Below are 24,413 nucleotides of genomic sequence, written 5' to 3'. Positions count from 1 at the left end.
AACTACTTTAATGATTTTAATCTTTAATGGCAAGATTAGATTATCTCTTGTTAAAGCCTCCGCTTCAAAAAGACCTTTAGTAAATAAAATAGTTCTGTTAAAACCCTGAACTGGATTAATTGTTGGTGATATTGGAGTTGTTATGAAGGGAAAAACAGCATTTATTTCGGGTGCATCAAGTGGTATTGGAAAAGCTTGTGCAGAGCGTTTTGCACTACTGGGAGTCAATTTGGTGATTGCTGCAAGAAGAATGGATCGTTTAGTTATTTTGGCAGAAGAATTAACTAAACATGGAGTGCAAGTAACTCCCATTCAGCTGGATGTTCAAGATCATGCTCAAGTGGAAGCTGCTTTTAATCTCTTGCAAGAAAAGAATATTTCTGTCGATATTTTGGTAAATAATGCAGGTCTTGCTCTATCTATGGATAAGATGCAATGCGCTCAGTTAAGTAACTGGGAGACGATGATAGATACTAATATTAAAGGGCTTCTCTATGTAACAAGAGCATTTTTGCCTGGCATGGTTAAAAGAAATTGTGGGCATATTATTAATATAGGCTCTATTGCAGGACATGAATGCTATATTTCAGGAAATGTGTATTGCGCATGTAAGCACGCTGTAAGGGCGATTAGTAAATCATTAAGGCTTGATTTACTTGAAACTGCGATACGCGTGAGTGAAGTAGATCCTGGAGCTGTTGAAACAGAGTTTAGTGAAGTGCGCTTGCAAGATAAGAAAAGCGCAAAAAAATGTTATGAGGGCTTTAAGCCACTGGTAGCAGACGATATTGCAGATGCTGTACTTTATTGTGCAACTAGGCCAGAGCATGTAAATATAGCAGAAATCATTGTTTATCCACAGGCCCAGGCGTCTATTACAAACATTAACCGTAAAATATCATGAAATCTAAACTATTTATATTTATAATCGTTCTATTCTATGTTGTAAGGGTAGATAGCTTTTGTTTGCAACCTGTGGGACTAGAAGTTTCTCTGTTTACAGGATATGTTTATGGGGGTAGTAATGAGATTGTCTTTACTGGTAAGGGCTCTTCTAATCCTCTTCAAAAGGTAAGCGAGCTAAATTGGAGAGTTCGTAACTTATGGGTTCTAGGCGCAAACCTACAGCAGCGTTTATTTGATAATCAATTTTTTGTAAGGGTTGATGGATGGAGTAGAGTTTCTTCTGGCTATTCTACAATGGTAGATAGAGATTGGGAGAATTTTGATGAGCCTGATGTAATGACAGATATATCTACTTCAACAAAGACAATACTTCCCGTAGCTTATTTAGTAGATGCTGCCATTGGATATTATTTCTACCAAACAAAGGGTTTGGAAATGTCTGTGGAAATAGGTTATGAATACTCTCAATATTATTGGAAGTCATTTGGTGCGCGCTATTCTTACGATCAAGGAGACACTATAGGAACATTGCCTCAAAATGAGTTACTTATTGCCTATCAACAATTATTGTCTGTCCCTTACATTGGCTTAAATTTTGATTGGACAATGAATTGGTTGGACTTGAAAATTTTTGGAAAATACACGCATCTTGCTTATGTAAAAGATAAGGACAATCATGTCTTAAGAAAAATTCTCTTTGTCGATAGGTTTCATGCTGTAGAGTTTTGGTCTGTTGGTTTGGATGCAAAGATTCCTCTTTGGAAATGGATTGATCTTGACCTCAAATATGTTTTTGAAGGGCTTGTCCCATCTGTTGGCAATGCAACGATGAGAGAAGATGGTGGTATGACTTATACACAGGGGGGGGCTGGTATCTCTCACTTTCATAATCTATTTACAATGGGTGTAACAGCTCATTTCTAGCTTGAAGAAGCTTTCTTACGTCCTCAGTAGATGTTTGGCCAAAGTAATCATAAAATTGTCCTACCGCGTGAAAGGAGGGTGGACTTTGTAGACAGATAACTTCGTCGGCGATAGTTTTAATTTCTTCGAGTGTATCTTTTGGAGCTAGTGGGACTGCAACAATGATTTTAGAGGCGCTCATTTTGCGAAGAGCTATGATAGATGCCTTCATAGTAAGTCCTGTTGCCATACCGTCATCGACAATAATTAGTGTTTTTTTGGCATAGTTGAGAGGGTGTATCGTTTCCTTAAAGAGCTTTACGCGCTCCTTGGCTTCCAGTACTGCATGATCAATTGCGTTTTTTAGATAGCTTTTAGAGATGCTGAGTCTTCGTATTTCGCTTTCATTAAAAATACCCTCACCTGTCTCTGTGACAGCTCCTATAGCATATTCTTTATTTGTTGGAGCCCCAATTTTTATAGGGCAAACAACATCTAGGGGTAGGTTTAGGGCGGTTGCAACTTCGTAAGCAGTTACAACGCCCCCTCGTGGCAGGCCAAGGACAATTGTCTCTTTTGCATTTTTATGCGTTGTAAGTGCCCTTGCAAGTTGTTTACCCCCGTCTATACGATTGCGAAATAACATTATCTTTCGTCCCTTTAATAGACTTCTTGCATAATTATATAAGTAAAGCTAATTATACACAAACAATTCTTGAACTTGTTTGTGTATATGCAGGAAGTCTAATCTTGTACCTATTTTCTATACTAGCAAAATAATCTTTGTTTGTTCTAAAAATAATTAACGAGAGTAGGAGTTTTTATGAAAGAAGAGGTTTCGATAGAAATAAAACAAGAGGGTGTGACTTTGCAAGGAACGCTTACAGTTCCTCCTCAAGCAAAGGGAATTGTTCTTTTTGCTCATGGTAGTGGTAGTAGTAGATTTAGTTCTCGCAATCAATTTGTTGCAAATGTTCTTGTTCATCATAAGATGGCAACACTTTTATTTGATTTACTTACAAGTGAAGAGGAGAAAATAGACGATATTACAAGAGAATTGCGCTTTGATATTCCATTTTTGGCAAAGAGGCTTATAGCAGTTACACATTGGATAAGAAATAATCCTGAAGTAAGCTCTTTGAAGATAGCCTATTTCGGTGCTAGTACGGGCTCTGCTGCTGCATTGATTGCGGGTGCAGAGGAAAAAGATAAAATCATAGCTATTGTCTCTAGAGGAGGGCGTCCTGATTTAGCGCTTAAGTACCTTGCAGACGTAAAGGCTCCTACGCTTTTAATTGTAGGTGGCAATGATTATGGAGTTATTGACCTTAATAAAGAAGCTTTTAAAAAGCTTACTTCTATAAAAAAATTAGAAATTGTTGCAGGTGCAACTCATCTATTCGAGGAGATGGGCGCACTTGAAGCTGTTGCAGATCTTGCTTCTAATTGGTTTGAAAAAGCTTTTGCAGAATAGGAAGATTTCTTTGGAGGATGTCATTAGCGCTTAAATAGACATTTGTAAGCATTACTTGTCTTTGCTCTTGAAGGGATTTGTTCTTTTGAAAAAGAAAGCCAAATAACTGTTTTAGTTTGTTCATGCGTCCTCTTTCTGTAAGGTCTTCAGAGAAGTTGGTAACAAACGTGCCTATAAAGTTTTCAATAAGATCAAACGAAGCTGTCATGTCGCTTTTAGCAAAGTAACATTTAATTTCATGAAAAATAAGGGGATTAATTACAGCGCCTCTTCCAATCATTAAAGCATCACAGGAAGTCATTTTGAGCATGTCAAGTGCGCACTTAACGCTTAAAATGTCTCCATTGCCAACAACAGGTATTTTAAGAAGAGACTTTGCTTTGGCAATAAGTTCCCATTTGGCAGGAGCTCTATATCCATCCTCTTTGGTGCGAGGATGAAGTGTTAGAAACTTAATGCCGCTTTCTTGCGCTGCAAGAAGGTTTTCTTTGAATAAAGAGGTGTCATGAAATCCAGAGCGTAATTTGGCAGTAACAGGGATGCTGACAGCTTTTACCATAGCTCGTGCTACTTTATAAAGGTGTTCTGGGTTCTTTAGAAGACTGGATCCTGCGCCTTTTCCAGTAACTGTATTGGATGGACAGCCGCAGTTTAAGTCGATACGAGGGGCTTGCCTTAATTCTATTTCTACGGCCATTGCAGCCATAAGCTCGGGATCATCACCCATCAATTGAGCTGCTTGCAAAATGGGGGTAGTTAAATTGTGTTCATAGACCTTTGCAAGGCTTTTAACATGCGCATTGCAAGGAACGCGTATGAATTCTGTACAAGCTTGATCAAATCCGCCAATAGTTGCCATAGCCTTTCTAAAGGCTCTATCGCCAACGCCTTCCATGGGAGCCAAAAAAAGAGGCGGGCAGCCATAAGAGTTAGGATGCATGAAGATTTAGAACTTGCTTATGGCGAAAGCAAGAGGTTAGGTGGTCATTGACAAGGCCAACTGCTTGCATGTAGGCGTACATAATGGTGGGGCCTACAAATGTAAATCCGCGTTTTTTTAGGTCTTTACTTAAGGTTTCTGCTTCTTTTGTCTTTGCAGGTACTTGCACGTGTATTTCCCAGTGATTGTGGATCGTTTTATTAGAGACAAATTGCCACAAGTAAGCATCAAATGATCCAAATTCTTTTTGAATAGCAAGAAAATGTTTTGCATTGGATAGGACAGATCTAATTTTAAGCCTATTTCTGATGATGCCAGGATTTTGAAGCAAGTTCTCTACATCTTTTTCAGTAAAAGTTGCAACTTTTACAGGATCAAAATCTGCAAAAGCATTTCTGTAGCCCTCTCTTCTTTTTAAAATAGTTTGCCAGCTAAGACCTGCTTGGGCGCCCTCTAGTATAAGAAACTCAAAGTGTTTTCTGTCATCATGCACAGCAACACCCCATTCTGTATCATGATAAGCTAGATACAACTTATCGTTAGGGTCTGCCCATGAGCATCTACAGAGCAAAGATTTGGTCATTATGTCTGTTTCTGCATGGCAGTATGCCGCAATCGTTGTTCAACTTTAAACCTGAGCTTATGTTGGTTGTTCGAGTTTGAATGTACGGGCCTATTAACATTAGTTAGATGTTCAAGGGTGTCATTTACAAGTTTAAGATCGGCCTCAGCCTTAAGCTTGGCTTCTTTTTCAAGCCTGGCTGTTTCTTTGTCCTCAGCTTCAAGCTTGGCTTTTTCTTTAAGCTGAGCCTTTTTTTCGGCTTCAGCTTTAAGCTTGGCTTGTTTCTCAGCGAGTTCTAATTTGCCAATACGGGAAAGTTGCAATTTTCGATTTGGATTGTTAGAAGGAAGTAGGCATATAAGGTTCTTTGCTTCTGCAAGATCTTTATCGACTCCAAAACCCTCTGTATAGCAATTAGCAAGTTTTAGTAAAGCTGAGTCGTGATCCTTTTTACAGGACATAATAAGTTGGTGCGAAGCTGTTTGGTTATTGGGGTCTTCATTTTTTGTAGATGCACAACAGATGAATATTAAAGCTTCTACATAAACCTTAGATGTAACAGAGTCTTTGTCAGGGTAGTTTGTTTTAAAAGCTGTTGCACTAGAAAGTGTAGATTCGTTTTGAGTTGTCATTAGCAGTGTGTAATATTCTTCTGCTTTTTCTAGAGATTTTGCAACGAATATTTCCTTTACATAGCAGAAGGCTAGACTTAGTAAAGCGGACCTATGTCCAAGATGCGCTGCTTTTTCAAGTTGAATAAGTGCTTCTTGCTTTTTAGAAAGATCGCTAGATTGGTAGTTGCACCTAAAGAGTAATAGCGCAAGGGCTTCAATGGCTTCAGAATTTCCTTGTTTAGCAAGTGCTCTATAGGCGTTTTCTGCTTTTAGAAAAGCTTCATTAAGTGCTGTCGGGTCAGCATTTTGACGACTTAAGAGTATAGCTTCATCTTTTAAGCGTGCTGCTTCATCAAGAGTTTTGTTTTGGGGTAATGGTTCATTATTTTCAGATGTAAAGGATAAATCGTAGATGCCAACACTTATATTACCAAAGAAGGGTATTCCAGAAATAAGACAGCGACGATCATCTTTATTATTAATATAAGTAAAATAGTGATTATTCGTGATAGTAGCTTTATTTAGAAGGGGAAGAATTACATATTTAATAAAGAGATCCACAAGGTTAGTAATTGTACTTACGATAGGAATATAATCTGTAACTTGATCGGTAATAATCAAAGTTCTGGAAAAAGAAATAGCACTCATGGAAACCTTCTTAAAAAGTTTAATGCGCTGATTGTAGATTAATCAAACATTAATTACCAGTTAAAAATTTATACATAAATAAGCTTAAAAATTATTTTTTTGTGAGATTTCTGTGTTAAAATAAAAAAATAATTTACACATTTTCCCGAATATAATAAAGATATATTTAATCAAGACTTTAGGAAAATGACTCGATATGCCCATTGAAAAAATCCTTATAATTGACAACGACCTTGCTGCGCAGCATCTCTTAGTAGAGGGCTTGAGGCAAAGACATTATGATGTTGAAATCACAGAGAGTGCGCCTGCTGCTTTAATGCTTTTGCAAAACCATTCTTTCGATTTGGTTTTTATAGGAGTAAAAACATCAGAAACTTCTGGTCTAGACTTCTTAAAACAGATTAAACAGCTCTATCCACAATTGTTTGTTGTTGTGCTAACAGCTCATGGAAGCATTGAAAACGCTGTAGAATCGATGACGCTTGGAGCATTTCATTACCTTACAAAGCCATTCTCTTTAAACGAAATTGATACGGTGATTCAGAGGGCAAAAGAGCATTTAGTATTGCTTGCTGAAAATCACTACTTGCGCCAAGCAGTAACACAGGCAATGGGTCCTTCAATGAATGATATTGTGGGAGAAAGTCCCGTCATGAAGGTGATACTGGCAGAAGTTTTGCAGGTGGCTAAAAGTCATGCAAGCATTTTTATCACAGGAGAATCGGGAACGGGCAAGGAAGTGATTGCTCATGCGATACATTATAATTCGGAAAAAGCTCATAGACCCTTTATTAGAGTAAATTGTGCAGCTGTTCCAGAGGCGCTTATTGAGTCAGAGTTTTTTGGTCATGAAAGAGGCTCATTTACCGGTGCAAATAGTCAAAGGATTGGCCGGTTTGAACTTGCACATACGGGGACTCTTCTTTTAGATGAAATTACAGAAGTTCCTATCAATTTGCAGGCAAAGCTTTTGAGAGCGATTCAAGAGCAAGAATTTGAAAGAGTTGGTGGTACAAAATCTGTAAAAGTAGATGTGCGTCTTATTTCAACGTCTAATAGAGATATTAAAAAAGCAATTGAGCAAAAAAAGATTAGAGAGGATTTGTATTACCGTCTGAATGTGATTCCTATTTACTTGCCGCCCTTAAGAGATAGAAAAGAGGACATTATTCCCCTTTCAGAATACTTTTTAGAGCGCTCTTGCATTGAAAATCACAAGCCTTTAAAGACGCTTACTTTTGATGCTAAAAAGAAACTTTTAAATTACTCTTGGCCAGGAAATATTCGTGAGCTTGCAAACATTATTGAAAGAGCTGTTGTATTAAATAATATAAACAAAATAGATGCAGAGCATATTTGCCTGGAAGGGGATGTACTTCTTCCTCCTTCTAAGCAACTAGTGGTTCCTCTTGGAAGTACTTTGGATGAGCTAGAAAAGCAATTGATTATGCAAACTCTCGATGCTCAAAATAATAATCGCACAAAAACAGCAGGGGTGTTGGGAATTAGTATTCGCACGCTTCGCAATAAGCTGCACCTGTATCGCACTAAGAATTAGTTCTTGCGTCAATAATTCCAAGTTGTTACCATCTGACCTTCCTTTTCACGGGTTTGGGATTTTATCAATCCTTAATGCGAAAGTGGCGGAATTGGTATACGCGCTACTTTGAGGTGGTAGTGAGGGAAACCTCGTGGGGGTTCAAGTCCCCCCTTTCGCAATCTCTATTTAATACGTAAGAATTCAAAAAAGCATTCAAGCTTTTTAGAGAAGTTCTCATCTAATATAGCCTCATCAACCTCATGAATGGACCTGCTCAAAGCCAGATTAAAGAGGTTTTGAGACTCTTCTGGGGAGAAATGAATCGGATCTTGAGTTATATGAGTTTCGCAAAAAGGCTCCCCTGAGCAGTAATAGCTATTATCTAGTAATTCGTTACATGTTCTGCAGCGATTTTCTATCAAAATAACTCCTTCATAGATAAGAAGTTTTAATTGAAAGCTTCTAAGAAGGTTTTCTGGATTAGAAACAAGTGGAAGAGTTGTTAAGTAGGCTTCAAAGAGTAGATAGAGATTTTGTGCAGGACTCTTTGTGCATTGAGAAGAGAGCACAATTTTTGCCATTTGATTTGCGATATTGATTTCTAAGAGGCCCCTTTGTGGGTTTTGGGAACTAATGTTAGGTAGCATTTTTAAAAGCCTACCATCTTTGTAATAGTCTAGACCCGATTTTCCCTTTTTATAAACGAGTTCCACTTTGCAGTAGGGCTGAATGGGTAAGTTTTTTTTATGAGCATTTTGAACAAATAATTTGATTAATCCCTGTTCAAAGGTAAAGATAGTTGCAATTTTATGAAATTCTTCAAAGGGCTTTGATTCTAAGGTAATGCCTGTAGCCCTCTCTTCTTCTATAAGCATTGTAAATCCAAATTTTTAACCTTGTTCAAAATAGAGCTCTGTTGTTATCGTTATTGCTTCTTTGCACTGATAGCTCAATTGGATAGAGTACCCGGCTTCGAACCGGGTGGTTGGAGGTTCGAGTCCTCTTCGGTGCATATACACAAACCAATTCTTGAACTTGTTTGTGTATATCCTTTAAACTCTCCCTAAATTGATTATTACATGAGTATCTTGGTTAGCATTGTTTTGTGCAAATAGTTTGTCCGATTTTAATACTCTGGCGTTAATAGACTTCTTGCGTAATTACATTTGCTTGTTAAAATTGTCTTTTTTGACATTTTTATCGTTAAATTTTTCAAGCATATGTTCACATATGCTTGAAAAATTTATCAATAAATCTACTCAAAAAATTTCAATTTTTCTAAGCAAAGCTAATTATGCAAGAAGTCTAATTAAGCACGTCGTTAATTGAAAAGTTGTTTATGTATATATAAATTGGGATGATATGTTATCATCTCTTGCTATGAAAAACTTTAAAACATATCAATTTATATTATTATTTACTCCATTTGTCTTTAGCTTTGCTTTTGGCTTGGATATCTACATTCCTGTTATCCCTGAGATGACAAAAATTTTTAGCACATCAAATGAGATGATACAGCTCACTTTAAGCTTATTTTTGTTCATCACAGGAATTGGACAACTTGTTATTGGCCCGCTTTCGGATCAGTTTGGAAGAAAAGCTGTTCTCTTTGCATCGGCGTTTCTTTTTGCGATTGGGGGGCTTGGGTGTGCCCTTTCAGGGGATATTTTCTGGCTTATTGCCGCAAGAGCAGTAAGTGCGTTTGGTGCATGTGGTATGCTAGTAACTTCTTTTGCAGTTGTTAGAGACTTGTTCTCTGGAGAAAAAAGTGCTAAGATGTTTAGCTTTTTAAATGGCGCAACAGGGGTGTCACCAACATTTGCGCCTATTCTTGGCGGATATCTATTTTTGTATTGGGGATGGACGAGTATATTTTTTCTACTTGCCTTTATGGGTGTTATAGCCTTTATTCTCACAAAGTATTTTATTGATGAAACACATGTAAAAGAATTTCGAGTTAAAGTTGATAGACGCGTATTTATGCGCTATTGGCAGATTTTTACACATAGGCAATTTATAAAGTATGCACTCATTGCAGGTCTTGCAGAAGGTGTCTTTTTCTGCTTTTTCTCTGTATCCCCTTTTATCATCATCGATATACATGGGGTTGCAACACATGAATTTGGCTATTATTTTGCTCTTTTTGGTTTTGTACTCTCTTTAGGAGGGTTTGCGGGTGGTAAAATTGTTGAAAAAGTGGGTGTTGATTCAACAATTGCATTGGGCATCGCCTTTATTGCTATGGGTGGTATAAGCATGCTTTTGTGGCATTATGGATTAGGACAGAGTTTGGCAGGGTTTTTATTGCCAATGGCCGTTGCTTGTATGGGCGCTATGTTTTTGATAGGAGCATCAGCTGCAGCCGCTCTAGAGCCCTTTGGTCATATTGCAGGGACAGCATCAGCTGCATTTGGATGTGTTGAATTTGGACTTTCTGCTGTTGCTGGATTTATTATCATGCTTTTCCCAATCACATCGTCAGTACCTTATGGCGTCTCTATCGTTGTAATTGCACTTCTTATAGTTTTATTATTTTTAGTAGTAAAAGCGAAATCCGCAGAGAAGGCTTGCTGAGTCACAGTTAAACGTACCAATTGCAGTAGTCTGCTCACCTATACCATTAAAGCCACCAGTTCGCCAGGTACCCCTGTTGTAAAGCCATCCAGCTTCAAGGTTAAAAGCTACATTACAAGCGAATTGGTAGTCAAAACCAATTGCGCCCTTATAGCCCCACGTGTTTGCTGCTTTAAAGATATTGATGTAATTTCTTGGGAAGTTATTTACCCAGTTAATATTACCACCACCTGCAACAGAGATGTAGGGAACAAAGTCGTAACATATAATGGGGCGCCATTCAAGGAATACTAAGACTGTTGCTGTTTGAAATCTGCCACTGAAATTAAAAGCATCTCCAAAGGAGTCAAGGATTGCTCTATTAGGAAAGCGGTGATATTCCCAGTCGGCTTCCACGCCTAAAACAAAGTAATTACCAAGGCCGTAGCCTACTTTTGCATCAAATATAGGTCCAATATGTCCCCAAGTAGTGCCGCTGCCTGGTATGGTGTCAGAGGCGACAGTGTTGAGAGAGGAATTATGCGTTAGGAAACTTGGGCCCACGCGTGTTGCGACATTCCACTGGTTGCAAAGAGAAAATGCATGCATAGCAAGAGGTAGAAAAAGAAGCAAGCCTGCAAGTAAAAAGCGTTTCATGGTATTCCCTTCTGTTCTTACAAATCAAAGATCTTTTTGCATAATTTGAAAGTGAATGTCAATGTTTTTTTTCAGGTTAGAACAAAGAGGATTGCAGAAATGGCAAAGGCTACAAACACAGGAACCTTAATGGGCTTAAATTTTTTTAGGCGGTAAGCAATGTTTAAAAGGGTAAGGACAATAAGACCTGGGTAGCAAATTTGCAAGATAGGGCCAAGGAATGCAGAAATCCCAGTAAAATTAAAGGTAGATATAAAAAATGTAATAATAAGTGCGCCAATGAGTATTGCCTCATAACTTACTCTTTTTTTGAATACTTCCGTTTGGAAAAAGTCTGTAAATGCAGAAATAAGTGCAATGGCCGTTGTTAGGCAGGCAATGGCAATTGTTATGCATACAAGTACGCCAGCATAGGGGCCTGCAATTTTTAGAGTAATTGCTGCTAAAAGCTCGTCTTTACTGCTGACTAAAAGGTCAGCGTGAAAAGATGCAAGAGTGCTAAAGCCTATATAGATGGTAGTGAGTAAAAATGCCCCTATAAGGCTTGCTTGCATGGCTATTTTTAAGTATTTATTTTCGTCTTCTTGTGGGGTTGAGCGTGCCTTTAAGATGCCTAGAATGGTAGACGAAAAGAAAAAGGCCGCAAGTAGATCCATTGTATTATAGCCCTCTTTGAGCCCATGAAAGAACATTTGTAGTTCAGATGTATCATGAGTATTAACAGTACGCGTAGAATTAAGGCCTATAATAATGATTGTAATGAGTGATATAAGTAAAATAGGCGTTAAAACCCATCCAAGAAGGGTTAAAATGTGTCTTTTTTTGACAGTGAAGATAAAGATAATTACACAAGCAATTAGACTAAAGAGGGTTGGTGACATGCTTAAAAAAGAGCTTTTTAGTGTAGTATAAGAGAGTGTAATGCATCTTGGAGTTGATCCAAGAGGACCCAAGAGAGAGATGACTGTAAGAGCCAGAATAAAGCCTGGGATGCGCCCCAATCTTCCAAAAAACGTCTTATAATTTCCTTTAAATAAAATCATTGCGATGACGCCGACAATGGGCATGATAGCTGCAGTTAAGATAAGACCCAGTATTGCAGATGCATTTTGCTCTCCTGCAAATTGACCCACAGCTAAGGGGAAAATGATATTGCCAGCTCCAAAAAACATGGAAAACATGGCAAGTCCAACAGCAAAAGCTTCATTTTTAAAAAAAGATTTCATTATATTATAACCTGTATTGTAAAAATTCGTGCATGTGTCCAGCACGTGTTTTATAACTATATTTTTGTGCAAGTTGATTAGTTTTTTTCATACGTACCTCATCTTGGCATGCAATAGCCTCTTCGATTTTTTTTGCAAAAGCTTGGGGTGTATTTTCGCTGAGAAATACACTTTCTTCCCCTGTAATCCTATTGACAGAAGGGTAATTGACTGCAACGATGGGAATACTTGTTGCCATGTATTCAAATAGCTTCATGGGCGATGTAAAGTAACGGGATTCTATATTATCTCCAAGGGGCAAAAGAAGGGCGGATGATCCTTCTAAAACTTGTTTTGGTAGGTTTTTAGGAGCTACAAATCCTTTAAAATCAACTTGGTCTTGTAGATGATATTTGTAAGTCCAGGTTTGAATTTGAGCTGTACTTTTCTGGTCGTTCTTTCCTCCGGCAATTCTAAGAATAAAGCGCTTATCTAAGTGTGTCATTGCTTGGAAAAGCAGTTCTACATTTTTCCAGGCGGTAAATTGACCAATATAGGTGATAATAAAGGGGCCACATTCATTGTATGGAGGTTTAGTGATTTGTGAGAATTGCTCAATTTCCACACCATTTGGAAGTATTTTATAGGGAGGGATTTTTAAGAATTCTTGTTTTAAGAAAGGTTCTTGAGAGTAATTAGTGAGTATGAGCGCATTGAGGTTGCAAAATAGCTTGGTGTATTTGTTTTTTAATTTAGTCTTATTAAAAGTGTGTTTTGGTAATAGGTGAGGAAGGGCATCCTCATGCATCTCAAGCAATGTGATATGCTTTCCAAGAAGGAGCTTAAGTGAGAAAATTTCATGAATTTTATTGTAATTGCGAGAAATAATGATCTTTTTTGTTCTATCCTTGATGATATTCCACAAGAACTTAAATTTTACACTATTACGGTTCCATCTAGTAGATTTATGTTTTATCGTTAAAGAAATGGGGCTATTTCCAATGTACTCTTGGATTTCTTTGAGAGATTGTTCATCATCATAAGTACCATAAAAAAACACATTATAGCCATACTTTGAGAGGTGTTTATAGTCTTTAATAACCTGGGCAGTTGCTCCTGCATTAAAGTTAAAATTAAAGGGGCAGTAATAATAAATATTCATGTTGCAAGTTTTGCTTTTCTGCAAAAGTAAACAAGGGGTAACATGGCAAGGAATAACAGAGCACTAAGCCAAGAGAGATCATTTGTTGCAAGCATGTAGGCTTGTTGCTCTACTTGGCCATCAACGAGTCTATTGATGATTTCTGTTGTAAAACTAGAATTATAATTTTTCATCATAGTATAAAACTGAGAAGTTAGGGGCCTATATGCTGTGACAGTTTCAGAAAGTCGTTCGTGGTGAAAAATTGCTAAACGGTTCCACAAATATACAGAAAGCGATGTTCCAAAGCCACTTCCCACAAGTATCCTGATAAAATGAAACAAACCAGTTGCACTAGGATAATCTTCATGAGAAATTTCTGCCAGAGATAATTGCAAAATAGGTAGAAGAAAAAAAGCAAGTCCAAAGCTCTGAAGGAATCTTGCAAACATGACTTCACCAATACTTACAGATGTTGTAAAATTAGCTTGATGGATCAGGCTGATTGCAAATAAGAAAAAACTTAAAGCTGCAAGATGGCGTAAATCAAATCGATGGATATTTTTTCCAAGCCATGCAGACAAGAAAAAGGGAGCAATACCTACAGGAGCAACAGCCACTCCTGCCCAATACGCGGTGTAATTTTGTTCTGTTTGCAGCCACAAGGGTAGGGTTACCGTACTTGAAAAGTAGATGAGGAAGCCTAAAGTAATTGTTAGGGTGCCAAAAGCAAAATTTCTGTTTTTAAGAAAAGAGAAGTTGACGATAGGATGCTTTTGGTAGAAATTCCAAAAAGTAAAATATCCAAGAGATACAAGTGATACAATAAATAGTGTAAGGATGGCGTTTGAGGAAAACCAGTCTAAATCTTGGCCCTTATCAAGCATGATTTGTAAGCTTCCAACACCTATGCAGAGTAGGGCAAGGCCTGTCCAGTCGATAGGGTCTCGAATGATTTGGCCTTCCTTGTTCTTTAAAAAAGACCATACGATAAGTGCTGATATAAGTCCTAAGGGTACATTGATATAAAATATCCATGGCCAGGAATAGACTTCTGTAAGATAGCCTCCGATGATAGGTCCTAAAATAGGAGCTACAATTACAATCATAGCCCAAACACCCAGCGCACTTCCTCGTTTATCATTTGGATTATTTGAAGCAATTAGGCTTTGAGAAAGAGGAATAAGAGAGCCTGCAACTGCCCCTTGGATTACTCTAAGGGTTACAAGCATGGTAAGGCTTGTAGAGAGTCCGCAGAGAAAAGATGCTAAAACAAAGAGAAGTATAGACCATACAAAAAGGCGTACCCTTCCAAAATAATTAGAGAGCCATCCAGTGAGTGGTAAAACAATTGCGTTACTTGCAGCAAAGGCAGTAATAACCCATGTCCCCTCATCAGAACTGACGCCTAAATTTCCTGCAATATAGGGGATGGCAACGTTGGCAATGGAGGTGTCAAGAACTTGGATAAATGTGCCAAGACCTATTGCTAAATTGAGTAGAGCAAGTTTCCAGCCCGTTTCATATGCCATGGTCATGACATGAGCCATTTTGGAGATTTTCGTAGATGATCTTGTCAATAACTAGATCAACATTTTCTAAGGAGATGTCAAAAACTTTTGTTGTAGACACTGGTAGATGAGAGGGCGTAGTTGCAAGGCGGGGCAGGCTTTGATCTGTTAGATCTACACTTACATTGGCAGAAAGGCCGAGCCTTGGAGGAAATTTTTTAATCATTTCCTCGTCTAAGCTGATACGAACAGGTAGGCGCTGTACAATTTTTATCCAGTTACCCGTTGCATTTTGGGGAGGGATGATAGAAAAAACGCTACCTGTACCTGATGCGATTCCAAGTACTTTTCCATGAAATAGATGCCGAGATCCATAAAGGTCAAACCATACTGTTGCGGGCTGGCCGATACGCATTTTTTCCAGCTGTGTTTCTTTGTAATTTGCATCTACCCAGAGGTAATCCATAGGTATGATGGCCATCAAGTTGGTTGTAGGTGCGGCCCACTGCCCAACTTCTACAGTTCTTTGTGCAACGTAGCCAGTACTGGGGGCATAGATATTGCAGTGTTGTAGATCATAAAAAGCTTCTCGAATAGACGCTTTTTTTTCTAATATAAGGGGATGTAACTCTACGGGAGTATTTCCAGCTGCATCAAGTGCCACTTGTAGTTCTCCTTGAGCTTGTTCAAAAGCAGCCTTTGCTGCCATGAGAGAGTCTTTTGCATGAATAAAATCTTCTTTGGCAATAGCTTTGAAGTCTACAAGTTGTAAGCGGTTATTATAGTCATATTGAGCTTTTGAAAGCTGAGCCTTTAGATTTTCCATGTTGGCTTGTGCAACAGGAACATTACTGTAAACTTGTTTTACTTGTAGTACTGTTGCTGCAAGGGATGCTAGTGCTTTTTCGTAGCGGATTTGATAATCTGTACGGTCTAACTGTATAATGAGCTGTCCTTCTACTACGTAATCTGTGTCGTCTGCAAAATAAGCGATGACGGAGCCTGGCACTGCAGCGTTGATGTTAACCATGTTGCCATTAGCGTAAGCATCATCTGTAGTTTCATGGTAGCGCAAGTAAAAAAACCAGAGGCAGTACCAAAGAATTCCAAGTAAAACAAGCCCAAAAGTAAACCATAATAGAGTATGGTTGCGCTTTTTTTTACTTGCAGTAGGTGGCAAGGCATTCGGTGTTTCTTTTAGAGTTTCTGTCATGTTTTATAATTCCACATAGCAAGGACTATAACCGCCTCCTAAAGATTTTATTAGTAATAGAATAGAGTGATATATGTTTCCAAGGGAAATAAGCTCTTGATCTTTTTTGAGTAGGAAGTTTTCTTCGCTATTTAAATAGTTAAAGCCGCTATCTATGTTGTGTGCAACTCGCAGCTTAGTAAGATGCAAGTTCTCATTTTCAAAAAATAATTCTTTTTGTAGATCCTTGTATTGTTTATCATTAGAGAGAACGAGTGTAATACCATCTAACACCTCTTTTGCAGCAGTTAATACCATTTCGTTGTATTGATAGATGGCAAGGTCATAATTGATCTCACTGCCACGTAAATTCGCTATTAAGCGCCCACCATCAAATATAGGTAAGCTTACAGCCGGATCTACATTAAAATAAGAGCTTGGCCATTTAAATAACTCTCGAAAATGGATAGTTTGATAGCCATATAGTGCGGTGATATTAAAGTCAGGGTAAAATCCAGCTTTTGCAACTTCAATTTGCTTTCCAGCGGACTCAATAAGCCAAAGTTGAGCTAAGATATCAGGACGATGAGAAATCAAATGAAGAGGAATATCACAAGGCAGTGGAATTTTTGGAAGGGGTATGTTTTCTATACAAATAGATGCAATACATTCTTCAAATTGATCAGCAAGATAAGCTTTTAATTGATGCTCAGCGACTTCTATATTACTTTGAATGTTTATAAGAGCTCTTCTTGCCTCCAAAAGGTTGATTTTTGCTGTATTTACAGATAGTTCATCGCTTAAATCGTGGAGCATGCTTTCTTCTTGAAGCTTTAAATAAGAGACTCTATTTTTTACAAGTTGTTCAGCGATATCTCTTCTTTTATAGTTAATTTGTAGTTGAAAGTAAGTTGTAGCAACAGCTATGCCTAGTTGTAGTCTTGAAAAAGCAGTGTCTGCAATGTTAGCATTCACCTCTCCAAGAGCTGCTTTTAGGGTATTGCGGTTTTTCCCCCATAAATCGAAATTGTAAGTTAGGTTGAGTTCTGTCTCATATAGAGAAAAGTATTCTGGGATAAAAGGCCCTGGAGTTACGGGTACAGAGGTTGTTCCAAAGGGTACAATGCCCGTTTCGCTAAGCTTTTGTCTTGAGGCGTCTGCTCCCCACCAAATATTGGGATATAAAGATGCGCGTACTCTGTCAGCTGTTGCTTTGGCAAGGCAAATATTTGCTTTTGCAGCTTGTAGTGTTGGATTTCTTGTAAATGCAGTATAAATGAATTTTGAGAGCTGTTCATCATGAAAAAGAGTCCACCATTGATCACCTATCCATTGTTTTGTCGTACAGAATAAAGGGTCTTTGGATGCGTCTATTCGTGTTGTATTTATGGCCTGGATGGGGGGGTGGATTTTTTTTGCTCTAGGACCACTTTCACAACCACTTAAGAAAATTAATAAAGGGATAAGATAAACAAAGAGTGTATTTTTTAGGTTCACAATCTTACTTTTTAATTATTTGTATACATTACATGAGATAATGCAATACCCCTTTAAAAATCTATTTTTTTCTACAACATTCTTGAACTTGTTTGTGTAGATGTCTGTTTTTATTACTAGGTATTTATGAGCTCGTGCATACCGATACTGCTTAGATATCCTGAGAGGAGTGTATGCCCTGTAAGCACATCTTTTGGTTCCCTTGGAACAACGGGAGGTTGAAAAGTTACTGTATAATCCTTAGTGTGTTCTGCGCTATCGACCATCTTTCTAATATCATTCATTTCCTGCAGGGCTTTTTGATATTTTGTTGCTTTAGCGTTGTAAATAGCATTTTCGTCTTGAAAGAATTTGAAAGAGGATGCTATCTGGCTTGCGTGTGCTTTTTTCTCTTGTTCCGATAGCCGACCCTCATTTAATGTAGCACGAGCCTTGTTCATTAAATTTTTAATTATGTGTATGCAGGATTGATTAGCAATGCCATCACCTGGAGGAGTAGGAGTTGTACTTCTTCGTCTTGTAGTAACGGATGTGTATTCTTCAGTAAACTCTGCAAGGTTATTAGGAGCCCTGGGTTTTTCACCTTTATTTCCTTCAATTTGAATCCCAACACCTTTTTTAAAGGCCTCCACGCAAATTTCTAGATTTTCCATACAGATTTGAGAGTCTAAGTTGTACCATTTAAATGTTTTAAGAAATAAAATAATGCGTTGAATCAATGTAGTTGGAGAGCGTACTGCCACTATTTTACCATTCCACCAAATGGAAACATTAATATCTTTGTCTGTTCTTGTGTCTGTCTTTGTTATTATCCTACTGACACCATCTAGCTGTAACATCATAGTATTTACCATTACGAGTTAATGTGGCAGACAGCGTATCATGAAATTTATTTAGAAGTCAATTTATAGATTTATTTGTATATAATAAAATTTAGGGGTTTACTTTTTTGACAATAAGTAGATCTTCATAGTACCTGGGAAGGTGCTTAAATAGTTCTTTTGGGCCTTTGAGTACAGCAGTTAGGACTTCATCAGAGTAGGATTTGACACTTGCTGTAAAACCAATATCTGCTGGCATTGCTTGATCAAAGAAGATTAGCAGGTGTAGAGGATTATCTGTTAAATTTTCAATATGGTGGGGATAAGCTTTTGGAATAAAATAAATATCTCCTTCATTGATTTCATAAGAGTCAATTGTTCCATCAGGAGATAGAATAGACATTCTGCCCCTACCTTGATGTACATATCCAAGTTCAGCGGTCTCTGGGTGCCAGTGAGGCTCTCGCATACCAATGCCAGTTAGTATTAAAGAGTAGACAGCTTGATGTTTAAGTATTGGCCAAACATTTTTTCTTGCAACTTTTGCAGATCCCCCTTCATTTGCAACTAAAGGGGAAGATTTGTCTAAGTTGTAATGGTAAGCAGATGCGTAAGAGGCTTCTTGAGGAACATGCGTCACAGTGTCTTTTATTGCAATAAATACTTCTTTTGTAGAGCGGGGCATTGCATGAAAAGTAGTTCCTGGGGTATCCCATGTATTTCCAAGGACAGCATCAGAAAACATTCCAAATGCCGAAGAGAGACCAAAGTCGATAGGTTCCTCGTGAGAAAATTCTAAAATGAGTTCGCAGTTATCTTCTCCTATATTTTCAATGCCATGTAATGTGCCAGATGGAACATGAAAGGCATCACCTGCGTTTACTATAAATGTTGAGTGTACATTTCCCGTTGCATAAAGAGAAATTAAGGCTTTACCTTTTAAGCAAACCCCAAGTTCATCAGCATTTGCGTGCCAATGAGGCTCTCTTATTGCTCTTGGACTGAGGATGAGCTTATAAAAAGACATTCCTTGAAGAGCTGGAAAGTTACTTTTTGTGGCTCTAACTCTTGTGCCGCCTGTGACTTTATTTTGTGGTTCAAGTTTACCTAAATGAAAAAGATGAGATGCTACCATGGTTGTTTTCCTACAAGTCTGAGTTTTGAACTCAAAACTCAGGTTACGATCAAAAATACAAGAAGTAATTTTTATTAATGAACTGTACTTATTAAATTGTAAAGAAAAATATAAGTGCTTTAATGTATGTCGTATGAAAAAGTATCTTGTAAAAAAATCTTCTTTAGAAGGCAGTGTACATGTGCCTGCATCAAAGTCCCATACTTTGCGAGCTGTTTTGTTTGCAGGTCTTGGATGCGGTAAGAGTGTGATTTATAACTATCTTCCATCTCCAGATACCTCTTCTATGTGCAGTGCTCTTTGTTTGCTTGGAGCTAAAATTACCATTTTTTCAGAACGCATGGAAGTTGAGGGAGTATCTGGAAAGATAACTTTTGCAGAAGATGTTATTAATGCTGGGAATTCTGGAATTGTTTTGCGCTTTTGCGCAGCCATTGCAGCTCTTTCGACATACCCCGTTGTCATTACTGGAGATCATTCTATACGGCATCAAAGGCCTATGAAAGATTTACTTAACGGGATTGAGCAATTGGGAGCAAAAGCACTGTCTACAAAGAATGATGGATATGCTCCTATAATCATTCAGGGACCCATACACTTAAAAAAAGCCCTCATTTGTGGAAGAGACTCTCAGCCAGTTTCAGCGCTAATTATAGCAGCAGCATTTGCAAGTTGTCCTATTACTATAGAAGTCAAAGATCCTGGAGAAAAGCCTTGGGTGACTCTCACTCTGGATTGGTTAAAACGCTTAAAAATACCGTTTGAGGCATACGGATTTGAAAAGTATCAATTATTTGGAAAGGCGCATTATCAGGGATTTCAGTATACAGTGCCCAGTGATTTTAGCTCTGCCGCATTTCCCGTTGCTGCGGCCCTTGTAACAAATTCAGAAATTACGCTTCAAAATATAGATATGAGCGATGTTCAAGGGGACAAGGAATTGATCAATGTTTTTATAAGAATGGGGGCTAATATCGTAGTAGATGAGAAGAATAAAGTCCTCCATGTAAAAAAAGGAGATAAACTTTCTGGTATTACGGTAGACGTTAATGATTTTATAGATGGAATTACGATATTAGCCGTTGTTGCCTGCTTTGCAGAAGGTGTTACACATATAACAAATGCCAAGGTTGCAAGAGATAAAGAGTGTGATCGTATCCATGCTATTGCAACGGAGCTTAAAAAGATGGGAGCTCATATTTTTGAGGAAGAAGATGGTTTGAAAATTGCTGAAAGCACGCTTAAGGGTTCATCTCATTTGCATTCTTATAATGACCATCGCATGGTAATGTCTTTGGCGGTGGCAGGAATGGGAGCTGAAAGTGAGAGTAAAATTAGTCCTATAGAGTGCGTTGCAAAGACATATCCATCTTTTTGTGAAAGCTTTAAAGCCATTCATGCCAATATTGAGGAGGTTTTATAGATTTTATGGCAAGTAATTCATTTGGAACAATTTTTAGAATAACAACGTGGGGAGAATCTCATGGTAAGGCGATAGGCGTTGTAATTGATGGCTGTCCTGCAGGTTTAAGCCTAAATGATAGCGAAATTAATGCAGCTTTGTTATTGAGGGCTCCTGGACAAAGCCCTTACACTTCTCCAAGGAAAGAAAAAGATCATGCTGAGATTTTATCGGGGGTATTTGAGGGAGTCACAACGGGTTGTCCCATTAGCATTATTATTCCTAACAAAGATGTTGATTCTAGTAAATATGTACCTATCAAGGATCTGCTTCGCCCAGGGCATGCAAATTTTACTTACCTAGAAAAATATGGCATTTTTGATTATAGAGGCGGTGGAAGGGCGTCTGGAAGGGAGACTGCTTGTAGAGTTGCTGCTGGATGTGTTGCCAAAAAAATACTTTTGCATTTTGGGATAGAAGTAATAGCCTTTTTAAGCCAAGTGGGAAGTACCGTAGTATTGAATGATATAGTAGATATTTCTTGTTTGAGAAAAGCAATTTATAGTAGTGCTCTTTTTTGTCCTGATAAGCGAGCAGAAGAAGATATGATTTTATTGATAGATCAAGCAAAGCAAGAAGGGGACTCTCTTGGTGGTATTGTGGAGTTTATAGCATCTAATGTTCCAACGGGCCTTGGAGATCCCATTTACGAAAAGCTAGAAGCAAAGCTTAGCTTAGCAATGATGAGTCTTCCTGCAACAAAGGGCTTTGAAATGGGATCTGGTTTTACATCAGCTACAATGAAAGGCTCAAGTCACAATGATCGTTTTATAAATGATTTTGGAAAAGTTGTAACAGAAACTAATTTTTCTGGTGGTACTTTAGGAGGGATTTCTAATGGTATGCCTGTCTTTGGGCGCGTTGCTTTTAAGCCTACATCCAGTATTCAAAAAAAACAGGTGACATTGAATGTAGATGGAGAAAAGAGAGATTTTGAGCTTCCTATGGGCTCAAGACATGATCCTTGCATAGCCATTCGAGCAGTTCCTGTGGTTGAGGCAATGGTGGCACTTGTCCTTGCTGATTGTATGCTTCTAAATAGGAGTGCGCGCCTATGATTGTATGTCATGTTAAAGCTGCATTATCATCTTATGAAATAGAAATTAAGAGAGAATCTGATTTGAATGCAGTTAAAGGCTTGGGAAGCAAGTTTGTTATTGTTACAGATAACCTTGTTGCTATAACGCATGGAAAATCCATACAACAAAAGCTCATGTCAATGGGTTTAGAAGTAGAGCTACTTTCATTTCCTGCAGGGGAAGAAAATAAGACAAGGCAGACTAAAGAGCTGCTTGAAAATCAGATGTTTGAAAAAGATCTTGGAAGAGATACATGTCTTATTGCCCTAGGTGGCGGGGTTGTTAGCGATATAGGAGGGTTTTTAGCTGCAACGTATTGTAGAGGCATTCCTTTTGTAATCATGCCAACAACGCTACTGGGCATGGTAGATGCATCTATTGGTGGTAAGTCGGGGGTTAATGTTCCTTATGGTAAGAATTTGGTGGGTGCAATTTGTTCGCCAAATAGGGTAATTATTCAATTGTCATTTCTTAAAACATTGCCTTTAGTGCAGCTTAGAAGTGGTGTTGTAGAAATGATTAAGCATGGATTGATTGCTAATAAAGAGCATTTTTTGGATCTTCAAAAAAGTTCAAAAGAGGTTTTAGAATGTGACCTAGATGTTCTTGAAAGGATAATTCCAGCAAGTATTGCAATCAAAGTAGAAATTGTCGAAAGAGATGCAAAAGAGGGTGGTATTCGTAATCTTTTAAATTTTGGACATACCGTAGGACATGCGCTTGAACTAATAACTAAGTTTTCAATTTCTCATGGTGAAGCTGTGGCAATAGGTATTCTTACAGAAAGCTATTTATCGATGCAACTGGGTATGATGCAAAAAGGAACTTTTGATATGATTCGAGCCATTTTTAAGCAATATGGTCTTCCTCTTTGGTTGCCAAAAAAATATGATTGTATGGAGGTATTAAATGCTATGATTTTGGATAAGAAATCGCTTAAGGGAAAACCTCGCTTTACATTGCTTAAAGAGGTAGCAGAGCCTTTAAGTGCATCTGGCGCTTATTGTTCTTCTGTAGATGAATTAGTTTTAAAAAAGACGATAGAGTGGATGATTGATGATTTGTGTTGTTATTAAAGGACCAAGCTTTGCGCTAGGGTATGTGCAGATTGAAAAGGCAATAGAGTCTGGTGCTGATTTGGTAGAGCTATATTTAAGCTCTTTTGAGGATTTTAGCATATCTGCTGTACAGGACTTAAAAAATGCTTTTGCCATCCCGATGATTTTTACATTAAGGCATTTTGAATCTGAGGAGAAAAGGTTGCAATGCCTTTTACAATTAGCAGCACTAAAGCCTGCCTACTTAGACATTGAAAGCCATGTTCCAAGGGAATTTGTTCTTAAAGTAGCAAGCGAATATCCAGAAGTTCGCCTTATTTATTCATTTCATGATTTTGAGAAGACCCCAAAGAGTTTGAAAGAAATTTATCATGAAATGTTAAAGACGCCTGCATTTTTTTACAAAATTGCAGTCTTTGCAAATAGCACTATAGATATGTTAAGGGCTTTATCTCTTGCAAAGGGCTCTTCTAATGTTATTTTAAGCAGTATGGGCCTTTTGGGTGTACCAAGTAGAATTGTGGCTCCCATCATAGGAAGTCCAATTACTTATGCTTGTTTAGCTGAGGATCTGCGAACGGCTCCTGGACAATTGACTATAGAAGAGTTAAAGTGCAAATATCACTATAAAGAGCTTTCTTCGCATTCAAAGATTTTTGCTCTGATAGGCAATCCCGTTGACAAGAGCTTAAGTGATATAACGCATAATGATCTGATGCAAAGAGCCTCTTTTGATGCAGTGTATGTAAAAATGCTAGTGAAATCAGAAGAGTTGGAAGAATTTTTTCAGCTTATAAGAGAGCTTCCATTGGGTGGTTTAAGCGTTACTATGCCTTTAAAAGAGCATGTCATGCAGTATCTTGATAAAATAGATTCAGAAGCTATGTCAATTGGAGCTGTTAATACTCTTGTATTCGACCAAAGATCTATTTTGGGCTTTAATACAGATAGTTTAGGCGCTTTGAATGCAATAGAGTTACATAGACCTGTTAAAGGGAAAGAAGTTGTTATAATAGGTGCTGGCGGCGCTGCAAAGGCAATTGCTTATGAGGCATGTAAAAGGGGCGCACTTGTTACTATTTTAAATAGAGACGCTGCAAAGGCTATTCATTTAGCCAAGAGTTTACATTGCAATGGTGGGGGCTTAGAAAAGATGCAGGAGTGTTTTTTACAAGGCTATGATGTTTTAATTAATTCTACTCCTATTGAAGAGCCAATTAATCTAGAATATGTTGCTCCTGGATCCATTGTAATGGATATTAAAACAAGGCTTATGAATAGTTCTTTATTAGAAGAAGCAAAAAAGAGAAATTGTCTTATTGTCTATGGTTTTGAGATGTTTTTAGAGCAAGCAGTTCATCAATTTAAGCTTTGGTTTAAAGAGAGCGCTCTTAAGCAGGACATAAGATCTATTCTTAGAGAAAAGCTTCTTGAATTATTAAAATAATAATGTGTTTATGCGGAGAATAATTCCCTTAATCTCCGCATTTTTGCGGAGATTCTTGTTGCTCGTGC

Annotated in this window: 22 protein-coding genes, 2 tRNA genes and 1 pseudogene; 12 read left to right on the top strand and 13 right to left on the bottom strand. The window is 37.9% G+C overall.

The features are described from left to right. Positions 1-142: 142 nt before the first annotated feature. Together P4L16_01010 and P4L16_01005 are read left to right on the top strand one after the other, a co-directional pair. Positions 143-904, top strand: a complete 762-nt coding sequence (locus tag P4L16_01010; protein ID MDR3623702.1) for an SDR family NAD(P)-dependent oxidoreductase — start codon at positions 143-145, stop codon at positions 902-904. Then, entirely contained in the window at positions 901-1,830 is a 930-nt protein-coding gene (locus P4L16_01005; protein MDR3623701.1) for an omptin family outer membrane protease, read from the top strand. The genes P4L16_01010 and P4L16_01005 overlap by 4 nt, the downstream gene beginning before the upstream one ends. Here P4L16_01005 and P4L16_01000 read toward each other — a convergent pair. Next, positions 1,802-2,455: a phosphoribosyltransferase family protein gene (locus P4L16_01000; GenBank protein ID MDR3623700.1), complete on the bottom strand. Its 654-nt coding sequence runs from the start codon at positions 2,453-2,455 to the stop codon at positions 1,802-1,804. The genes P4L16_01005 and P4L16_01000 overlap by 29 nt on opposite strands. 177 nt (positions 2,456-2,632) lie before the next feature. Between P4L16_01000 and P4L16_00995 the strand changes: the two genes are divergently transcribed. Further along, positions 2,633-3,283, top strand: coding sequence for a dienelactone hydrolase family protein (locus tag P4L16_00995; GenBank protein ID MDR3623699.1), 651 nt, complete (start codon positions 2,633-2,635; stop codon positions 3,281-3,283). Here the strand turns inward: P4L16_00995 and P4L16_00990 are convergent. The 3 genes from P4L16_00990 to P4L16_00980 are packed head-to-tail and all read right to left on the bottom strand — an operon-like array spanning position 3,252 to position 6,047. Next, positions 3,252-4,223, bottom strand: a complete 972-nt coding sequence (locus tag P4L16_00990; protein ID MDR3623698.1) for a tRNA-dihydrouridine synthase family protein — start codon at positions 4,221-4,223, stop codon at positions 3,252-3,254. The genes P4L16_00995 and P4L16_00990 overlap by 32 nt on opposite strands. Next, entirely contained in the window at positions 4,213-4,806 is a 594-nt protein-coding gene (locus P4L16_00985) for a DNA-3-methyladenine glycosylase I (GenBank protein MDR3623697.1), read from the bottom strand. The genes P4L16_00990 and P4L16_00985 overlap by 11 nt, the downstream gene beginning before the upstream one ends. Next, positions 4,806-6,047, bottom strand: a complete 1,242-nt coding sequence (locus P4L16_00980) for a hypothetical protein (protein ID MDR3623696.1) — start codon at positions 6,045-6,047, stop codon at positions 4,806-4,808. Before P4L16_00980 ends, P4L16_00985 begins: the two co-directional genes overlap by 1 nt. A 196-nt stretch (positions 6,048-6,243) precedes the next feature. On the opposite strand from P4L16_00980, the pseudogene P4L16_00975 reads away from it, so the two are divergent. The 3 genes and pseudogenes from P4L16_00975 (at position 6,244) to P4L16_00965 (ending at position 7,765) form a co-directional block, all read left to right on the top strand. Continuing rightward, positions 6,244-7,377 (top strand): annotated as a pseudogene (locus P4L16_00975) (sigma-54 dependent transcriptional regulator). A gap of 69 nt (positions 7,378-7,446) precedes the next feature. Next, positions 7,447-7,605, top strand: coding sequence for a helix-turn-helix domain-containing protein (locus P4L16_00970; protein MDR3623695.1), 159 nt, complete (start codon positions 7,447-7,449; stop codon positions 7,603-7,605). A gap of 76 nt (positions 7,606-7,681) precedes the next feature. Next, positions 7,682-7,765 (top strand) — tRNA-Leu (locus P4L16_00965). 4 nt (positions 7,766-7,769) lie between these two features. Here the strand turns inward: P4L16_00965 and recO are convergent. Further along, the gene (gene recO, locus P4L16_00960) at positions 7,770-8,462 is read right to left on the bottom strand and encodes a DNA repair protein RecO (GenBank protein ID MDR3623694.1); all 693 of its coding nucleotides are present in this window, start codon (positions 8,460-8,462) and stop codon (positions 7,770-7,772) included. Between the two features lie 63 nt (positions 8,463-8,525). Between recO and P4L16_00955 the strand changes: the two genes are divergently transcribed. Then, positions 8,526-8,599 (top strand) — tRNA-Arg (locus tag P4L16_00955). Positions 8,600-8,949: 350 nt separating this feature from the next. Continuing rightward, the gene (locus P4L16_00950) at positions 8,950-10,161 is read left to right on the top strand and encodes a multidrug effflux MFS transporter (protein MDR3623693.1); all 1,212 of its coding nucleotides are present in this window, start codon (positions 8,950-8,952) and stop codon (positions 10,159-10,161) included. Here P4L16_00950 and P4L16_00945 read toward each other — a convergent pair. The 8 genes from P4L16_00945 to P4L16_00910 all read right to left on the bottom strand — a co-directional run bounded on the left by P4L16_00945 (position 10,123) and on the right by P4L16_00910 (position 19,299). Then, the gene (locus P4L16_00945) at positions 10,123-10,797 is read right to left on the bottom strand and encodes a hypothetical protein (protein MDR3623692.1); all 675 of its coding nucleotides are present in this window, start codon (positions 10,795-10,797) and stop codon (positions 10,123-10,125) included. The genes P4L16_00950 and P4L16_00945 overlap by 39 nt on opposite strands. Positions 10,798-10,868: 71 nt before the next feature. Next, positions 10,869-12,023, bottom strand: coding sequence for a branched-chain amino acid transport system II carrier protein (locus tag P4L16_00940; GenBank protein ID MDR3623691.1), 1,155 nt, complete (start codon positions 12,021-12,023; stop codon positions 10,869-10,871). Between the two features lie 4 nt (positions 12,024-12,027). Further along, positions 12,028-13,164 (bottom strand): glycosyltransferase family 4 protein, encoded by a 1,137-nt coding sequence (locus tag P4L16_00935; protein ID MDR3623690.1) that lies wholly within the window; start codon positions 13,162-13,164, stop codon positions 12,028-12,030. Continuing rightward, positions 13,161-14,681: a DHA2 family efflux MFS transporter permease subunit gene (locus P4L16_00930; GenBank protein ID MDR3623689.1), complete on the bottom strand. Its 1,521-nt coding sequence runs from the start codon at positions 14,679-14,681 to the stop codon at positions 13,161-13,163. The genes P4L16_00935 and P4L16_00930 overlap by 4 nt, the downstream gene beginning before the upstream one ends. Then, positions 14,665-15,867 (bottom strand): efflux RND transporter periplasmic adaptor subunit, encoded by a 1,203-nt coding sequence (locus tag P4L16_00925; protein ID MDR3623688.1) that lies wholly within the window; start codon positions 15,865-15,867, stop codon positions 14,665-14,667. The genes P4L16_00930 and P4L16_00925 overlap by 17 nt, the downstream gene beginning before the upstream one ends. 3 nt (positions 15,868-15,870) lie before the next feature. Continuing rightward, a complete protein-coding gene (locus tag P4L16_00920; GenBank protein ID MDR3623687.1) occupies positions 15,871-17,343 on the bottom strand; it encodes an efflux transporter outer membrane subunit in 1,473 nt (490 codons plus the stop codon). A gap of 116 nt (positions 17,344-17,459) precedes the next feature. Next, the gene (locus P4L16_00915) at positions 17,460-18,185 is read right to left on the bottom strand and encodes a hypothetical protein (GenBank protein MDR3623686.1); all 726 of its coding nucleotides are present in this window, start codon (positions 18,183-18,185) and stop codon (positions 17,460-17,462) included. Between the two features lie 91 nt (positions 18,186-18,276). Further along, positions 18,277-19,299 (bottom strand): cupin domain-containing protein, encoded by a 1,023-nt coding sequence (locus tag P4L16_00910; protein MDR3623685.1) that lies wholly within the window; start codon positions 19,297-19,299, stop codon positions 18,277-18,279. Positions 19,300-19,432: 133 nt separating this feature from the next. Here P4L16_00910 and aroA point away from each other — a divergent pair, with 133 nt between their 5' ends. From aroA to aroE, 4 genes are read left to right on the top strand one after another with little or no spacing between them, the layout of a single operon-like run. Continuing rightward, a complete protein-coding gene (aroA, locus tag P4L16_00905; protein ID MDR3623684.1) occupies positions 19,433-20,722 on the top strand; it encodes a 3-phosphoshikimate 1-carboxyvinyltransferase in 1,290 nt (429 codons plus the stop codon). 5 nt (positions 20,723-20,727) lie between these two features. Continuing rightward, positions 20,728-21,819, top strand: a complete 1,092-nt coding sequence (gene aroC, locus P4L16_00900; GenBank protein MDR3623683.1) for a chorismate synthase — start codon at positions 20,728-20,730, stop codon at positions 21,817-21,819. Further along, a complete protein-coding gene (aroB, locus tag P4L16_00895; protein ID MDR3623682.1) occupies positions 21,816-22,916 on the top strand; it encodes a 3-dehydroquinate synthase in 1,101 nt (366 codons plus the stop codon). The genes aroC and aroB overlap by 4 nt, the downstream gene beginning before the upstream one ends. Continuing rightward, positions 22,897-24,345 carry a shikimate dehydrogenase gene (gene aroE, locus P4L16_00890; protein MDR3623681.1) on the top strand — a complete coding sequence of 483 codons (1,449 nt, stop codon included), beginning with the start codon at positions 22,897-22,899 and terminating at the stop codon, positions 24,343-24,345. Before aroB ends, aroE begins: the two co-directional genes overlap by 20 nt. Positions 24,346-24,413 lie beyond the last annotated feature (68 nt).

The sequence above is a fragment of the Chlamydiales bacterium genome, assembly GCA_031292375.1.
Taxonomy (GTDB): Bacteria; Chlamydiota; Chlamydiia; order Chlamydiales; family VFKH01; genus JARLHF01.
This window is presented reverse-complemented; position numbering and strand designations above follow the sequence as displayed.

Excerpts from the sequence above, each read along its gene's own strand:
- P4L16_00915 (MDR3623686.1), bottom strand. The coding sequence starts at position 18,185 with ATGATGTTACAGCTAGATGGTGTCAGTAGGATAATAACAAAGACAGAC.
- recO (MDR3623694.1), bottom strand. The coding sequence starts at position 8,462 with ATGCTTATAGAAGAAGAGAGGGCTACAGGCATTACCTTAGAATCAAAG.
- aroB (MDR3623682.1), top strand. The coding sequence starts at position 21,816 with ATGATTGTATGTCATGTTAAAGCTGCATTATCATCTTATGAAATAGAA.
- P4L16_01000 (MDR3623700.1), bottom strand. The coding sequence starts at position 2,455 with ATGTTATTTCGCAATCGTATAGACGGGGGTAAACAACTTGCAAGGGCA.
- P4L16_01010 (MDR3623702.1), top strand. The coding sequence starts at position 143 with ATGAAGGGAAAAACAGCATTTATTTCGGGTGCATCAAGTGGTATTGGA.
- P4L16_00945 (MDR3623692.1), bottom strand. The coding sequence starts at position 10,797 with ATGAAACGCTTTTTACTTGCAGGCTTGCTTCTTTTTCTACCTCTTGCT.
- P4L16_00980 (MDR3623696.1), bottom strand. The coding sequence starts at position 6,047 with ATGAGTGCTATTTCTTTTTCCAGAACTTTGATTATTACCGATCAAGTT.
- aroC (MDR3623683.1), top strand. The coding sequence starts at position 20,728 with ATGGCAAGTAATTCATTTGGAACAATTTTTAGAATAACAACGTGGGGA.
- P4L16_00940 (MDR3623691.1), bottom strand. The coding sequence starts at position 12,023 with ATGAAATCTTTTTTTAAAAATGAAGCTTTTGCTGTTGGACTTGCCATG.
- aroA (MDR3623684.1), top strand. The coding sequence starts at position 19,433 with ATGAAAAAGTATCTTGTAAAAAAATCTTCTTTAGAAGGCAGTGTACAT.
- P4L16_00950 (MDR3623693.1), top strand. The coding sequence starts at position 8,950 with ATGTTATCATCTCTTGCTATGAAAAACTTTAAAACATATCAATTTATA.
- P4L16_00930 (MDR3623689.1), bottom strand. The coding sequence starts at position 14,681 with ATGACCATGGCATATGAAACGGGCTGGAAACTTGCTCTACTCAATTTA.
- P4L16_01005 (MDR3623701.1), top strand. The coding sequence starts at position 901 with ATGAAATCTAAACTATTTATATTTATAATCGTTCTATTCTATGTTGTA.
- P4L16_00925 (MDR3623688.1), bottom strand. The coding sequence starts at position 15,867 with ATGACAGAAACTCTAAAAGAAACACCGAATGCCTTGCCACCTACTGCA.
- P4L16_00985 (MDR3623697.1), bottom strand. The coding sequence starts at position 4,806 with ATGACCAAATCTTTGCTCTGTAGATGCTCATGGGCAGACCCTAACGAT.
- P4L16_00995 (MDR3623699.1), top strand. The coding sequence starts at position 2,633 with ATGAAAGAAGAGGTTTCGATAGAAATAAAACAAGAGGGTGTGACTTTG.
- P4L16_00990 (MDR3623698.1), bottom strand. The coding sequence starts at position 4,223 with ATGCATCCTAACTCTTATGGCTGCCCGCCTCTTTTTTTGGCTCCCATG.
- P4L16_00910 (MDR3623685.1), bottom strand. The coding sequence starts at position 19,299 with ATGGTAGCATCTCATCTTTTTCATTTAGGTAAACTTGAACCACAAAAT.
- aroE (MDR3623681.1), top strand. The coding sequence starts at position 22,897 with ATGATTTGTGTTGTTATTAAAGGACCAAGCTTTGCGCTAGGGTATGTG.
- P4L16_00935 (MDR3623690.1), bottom strand. The coding sequence starts at position 13,164 with ATGAATATTTATTATTACTGCCCCTTTAATTTTAACTTTAATGCAGGA.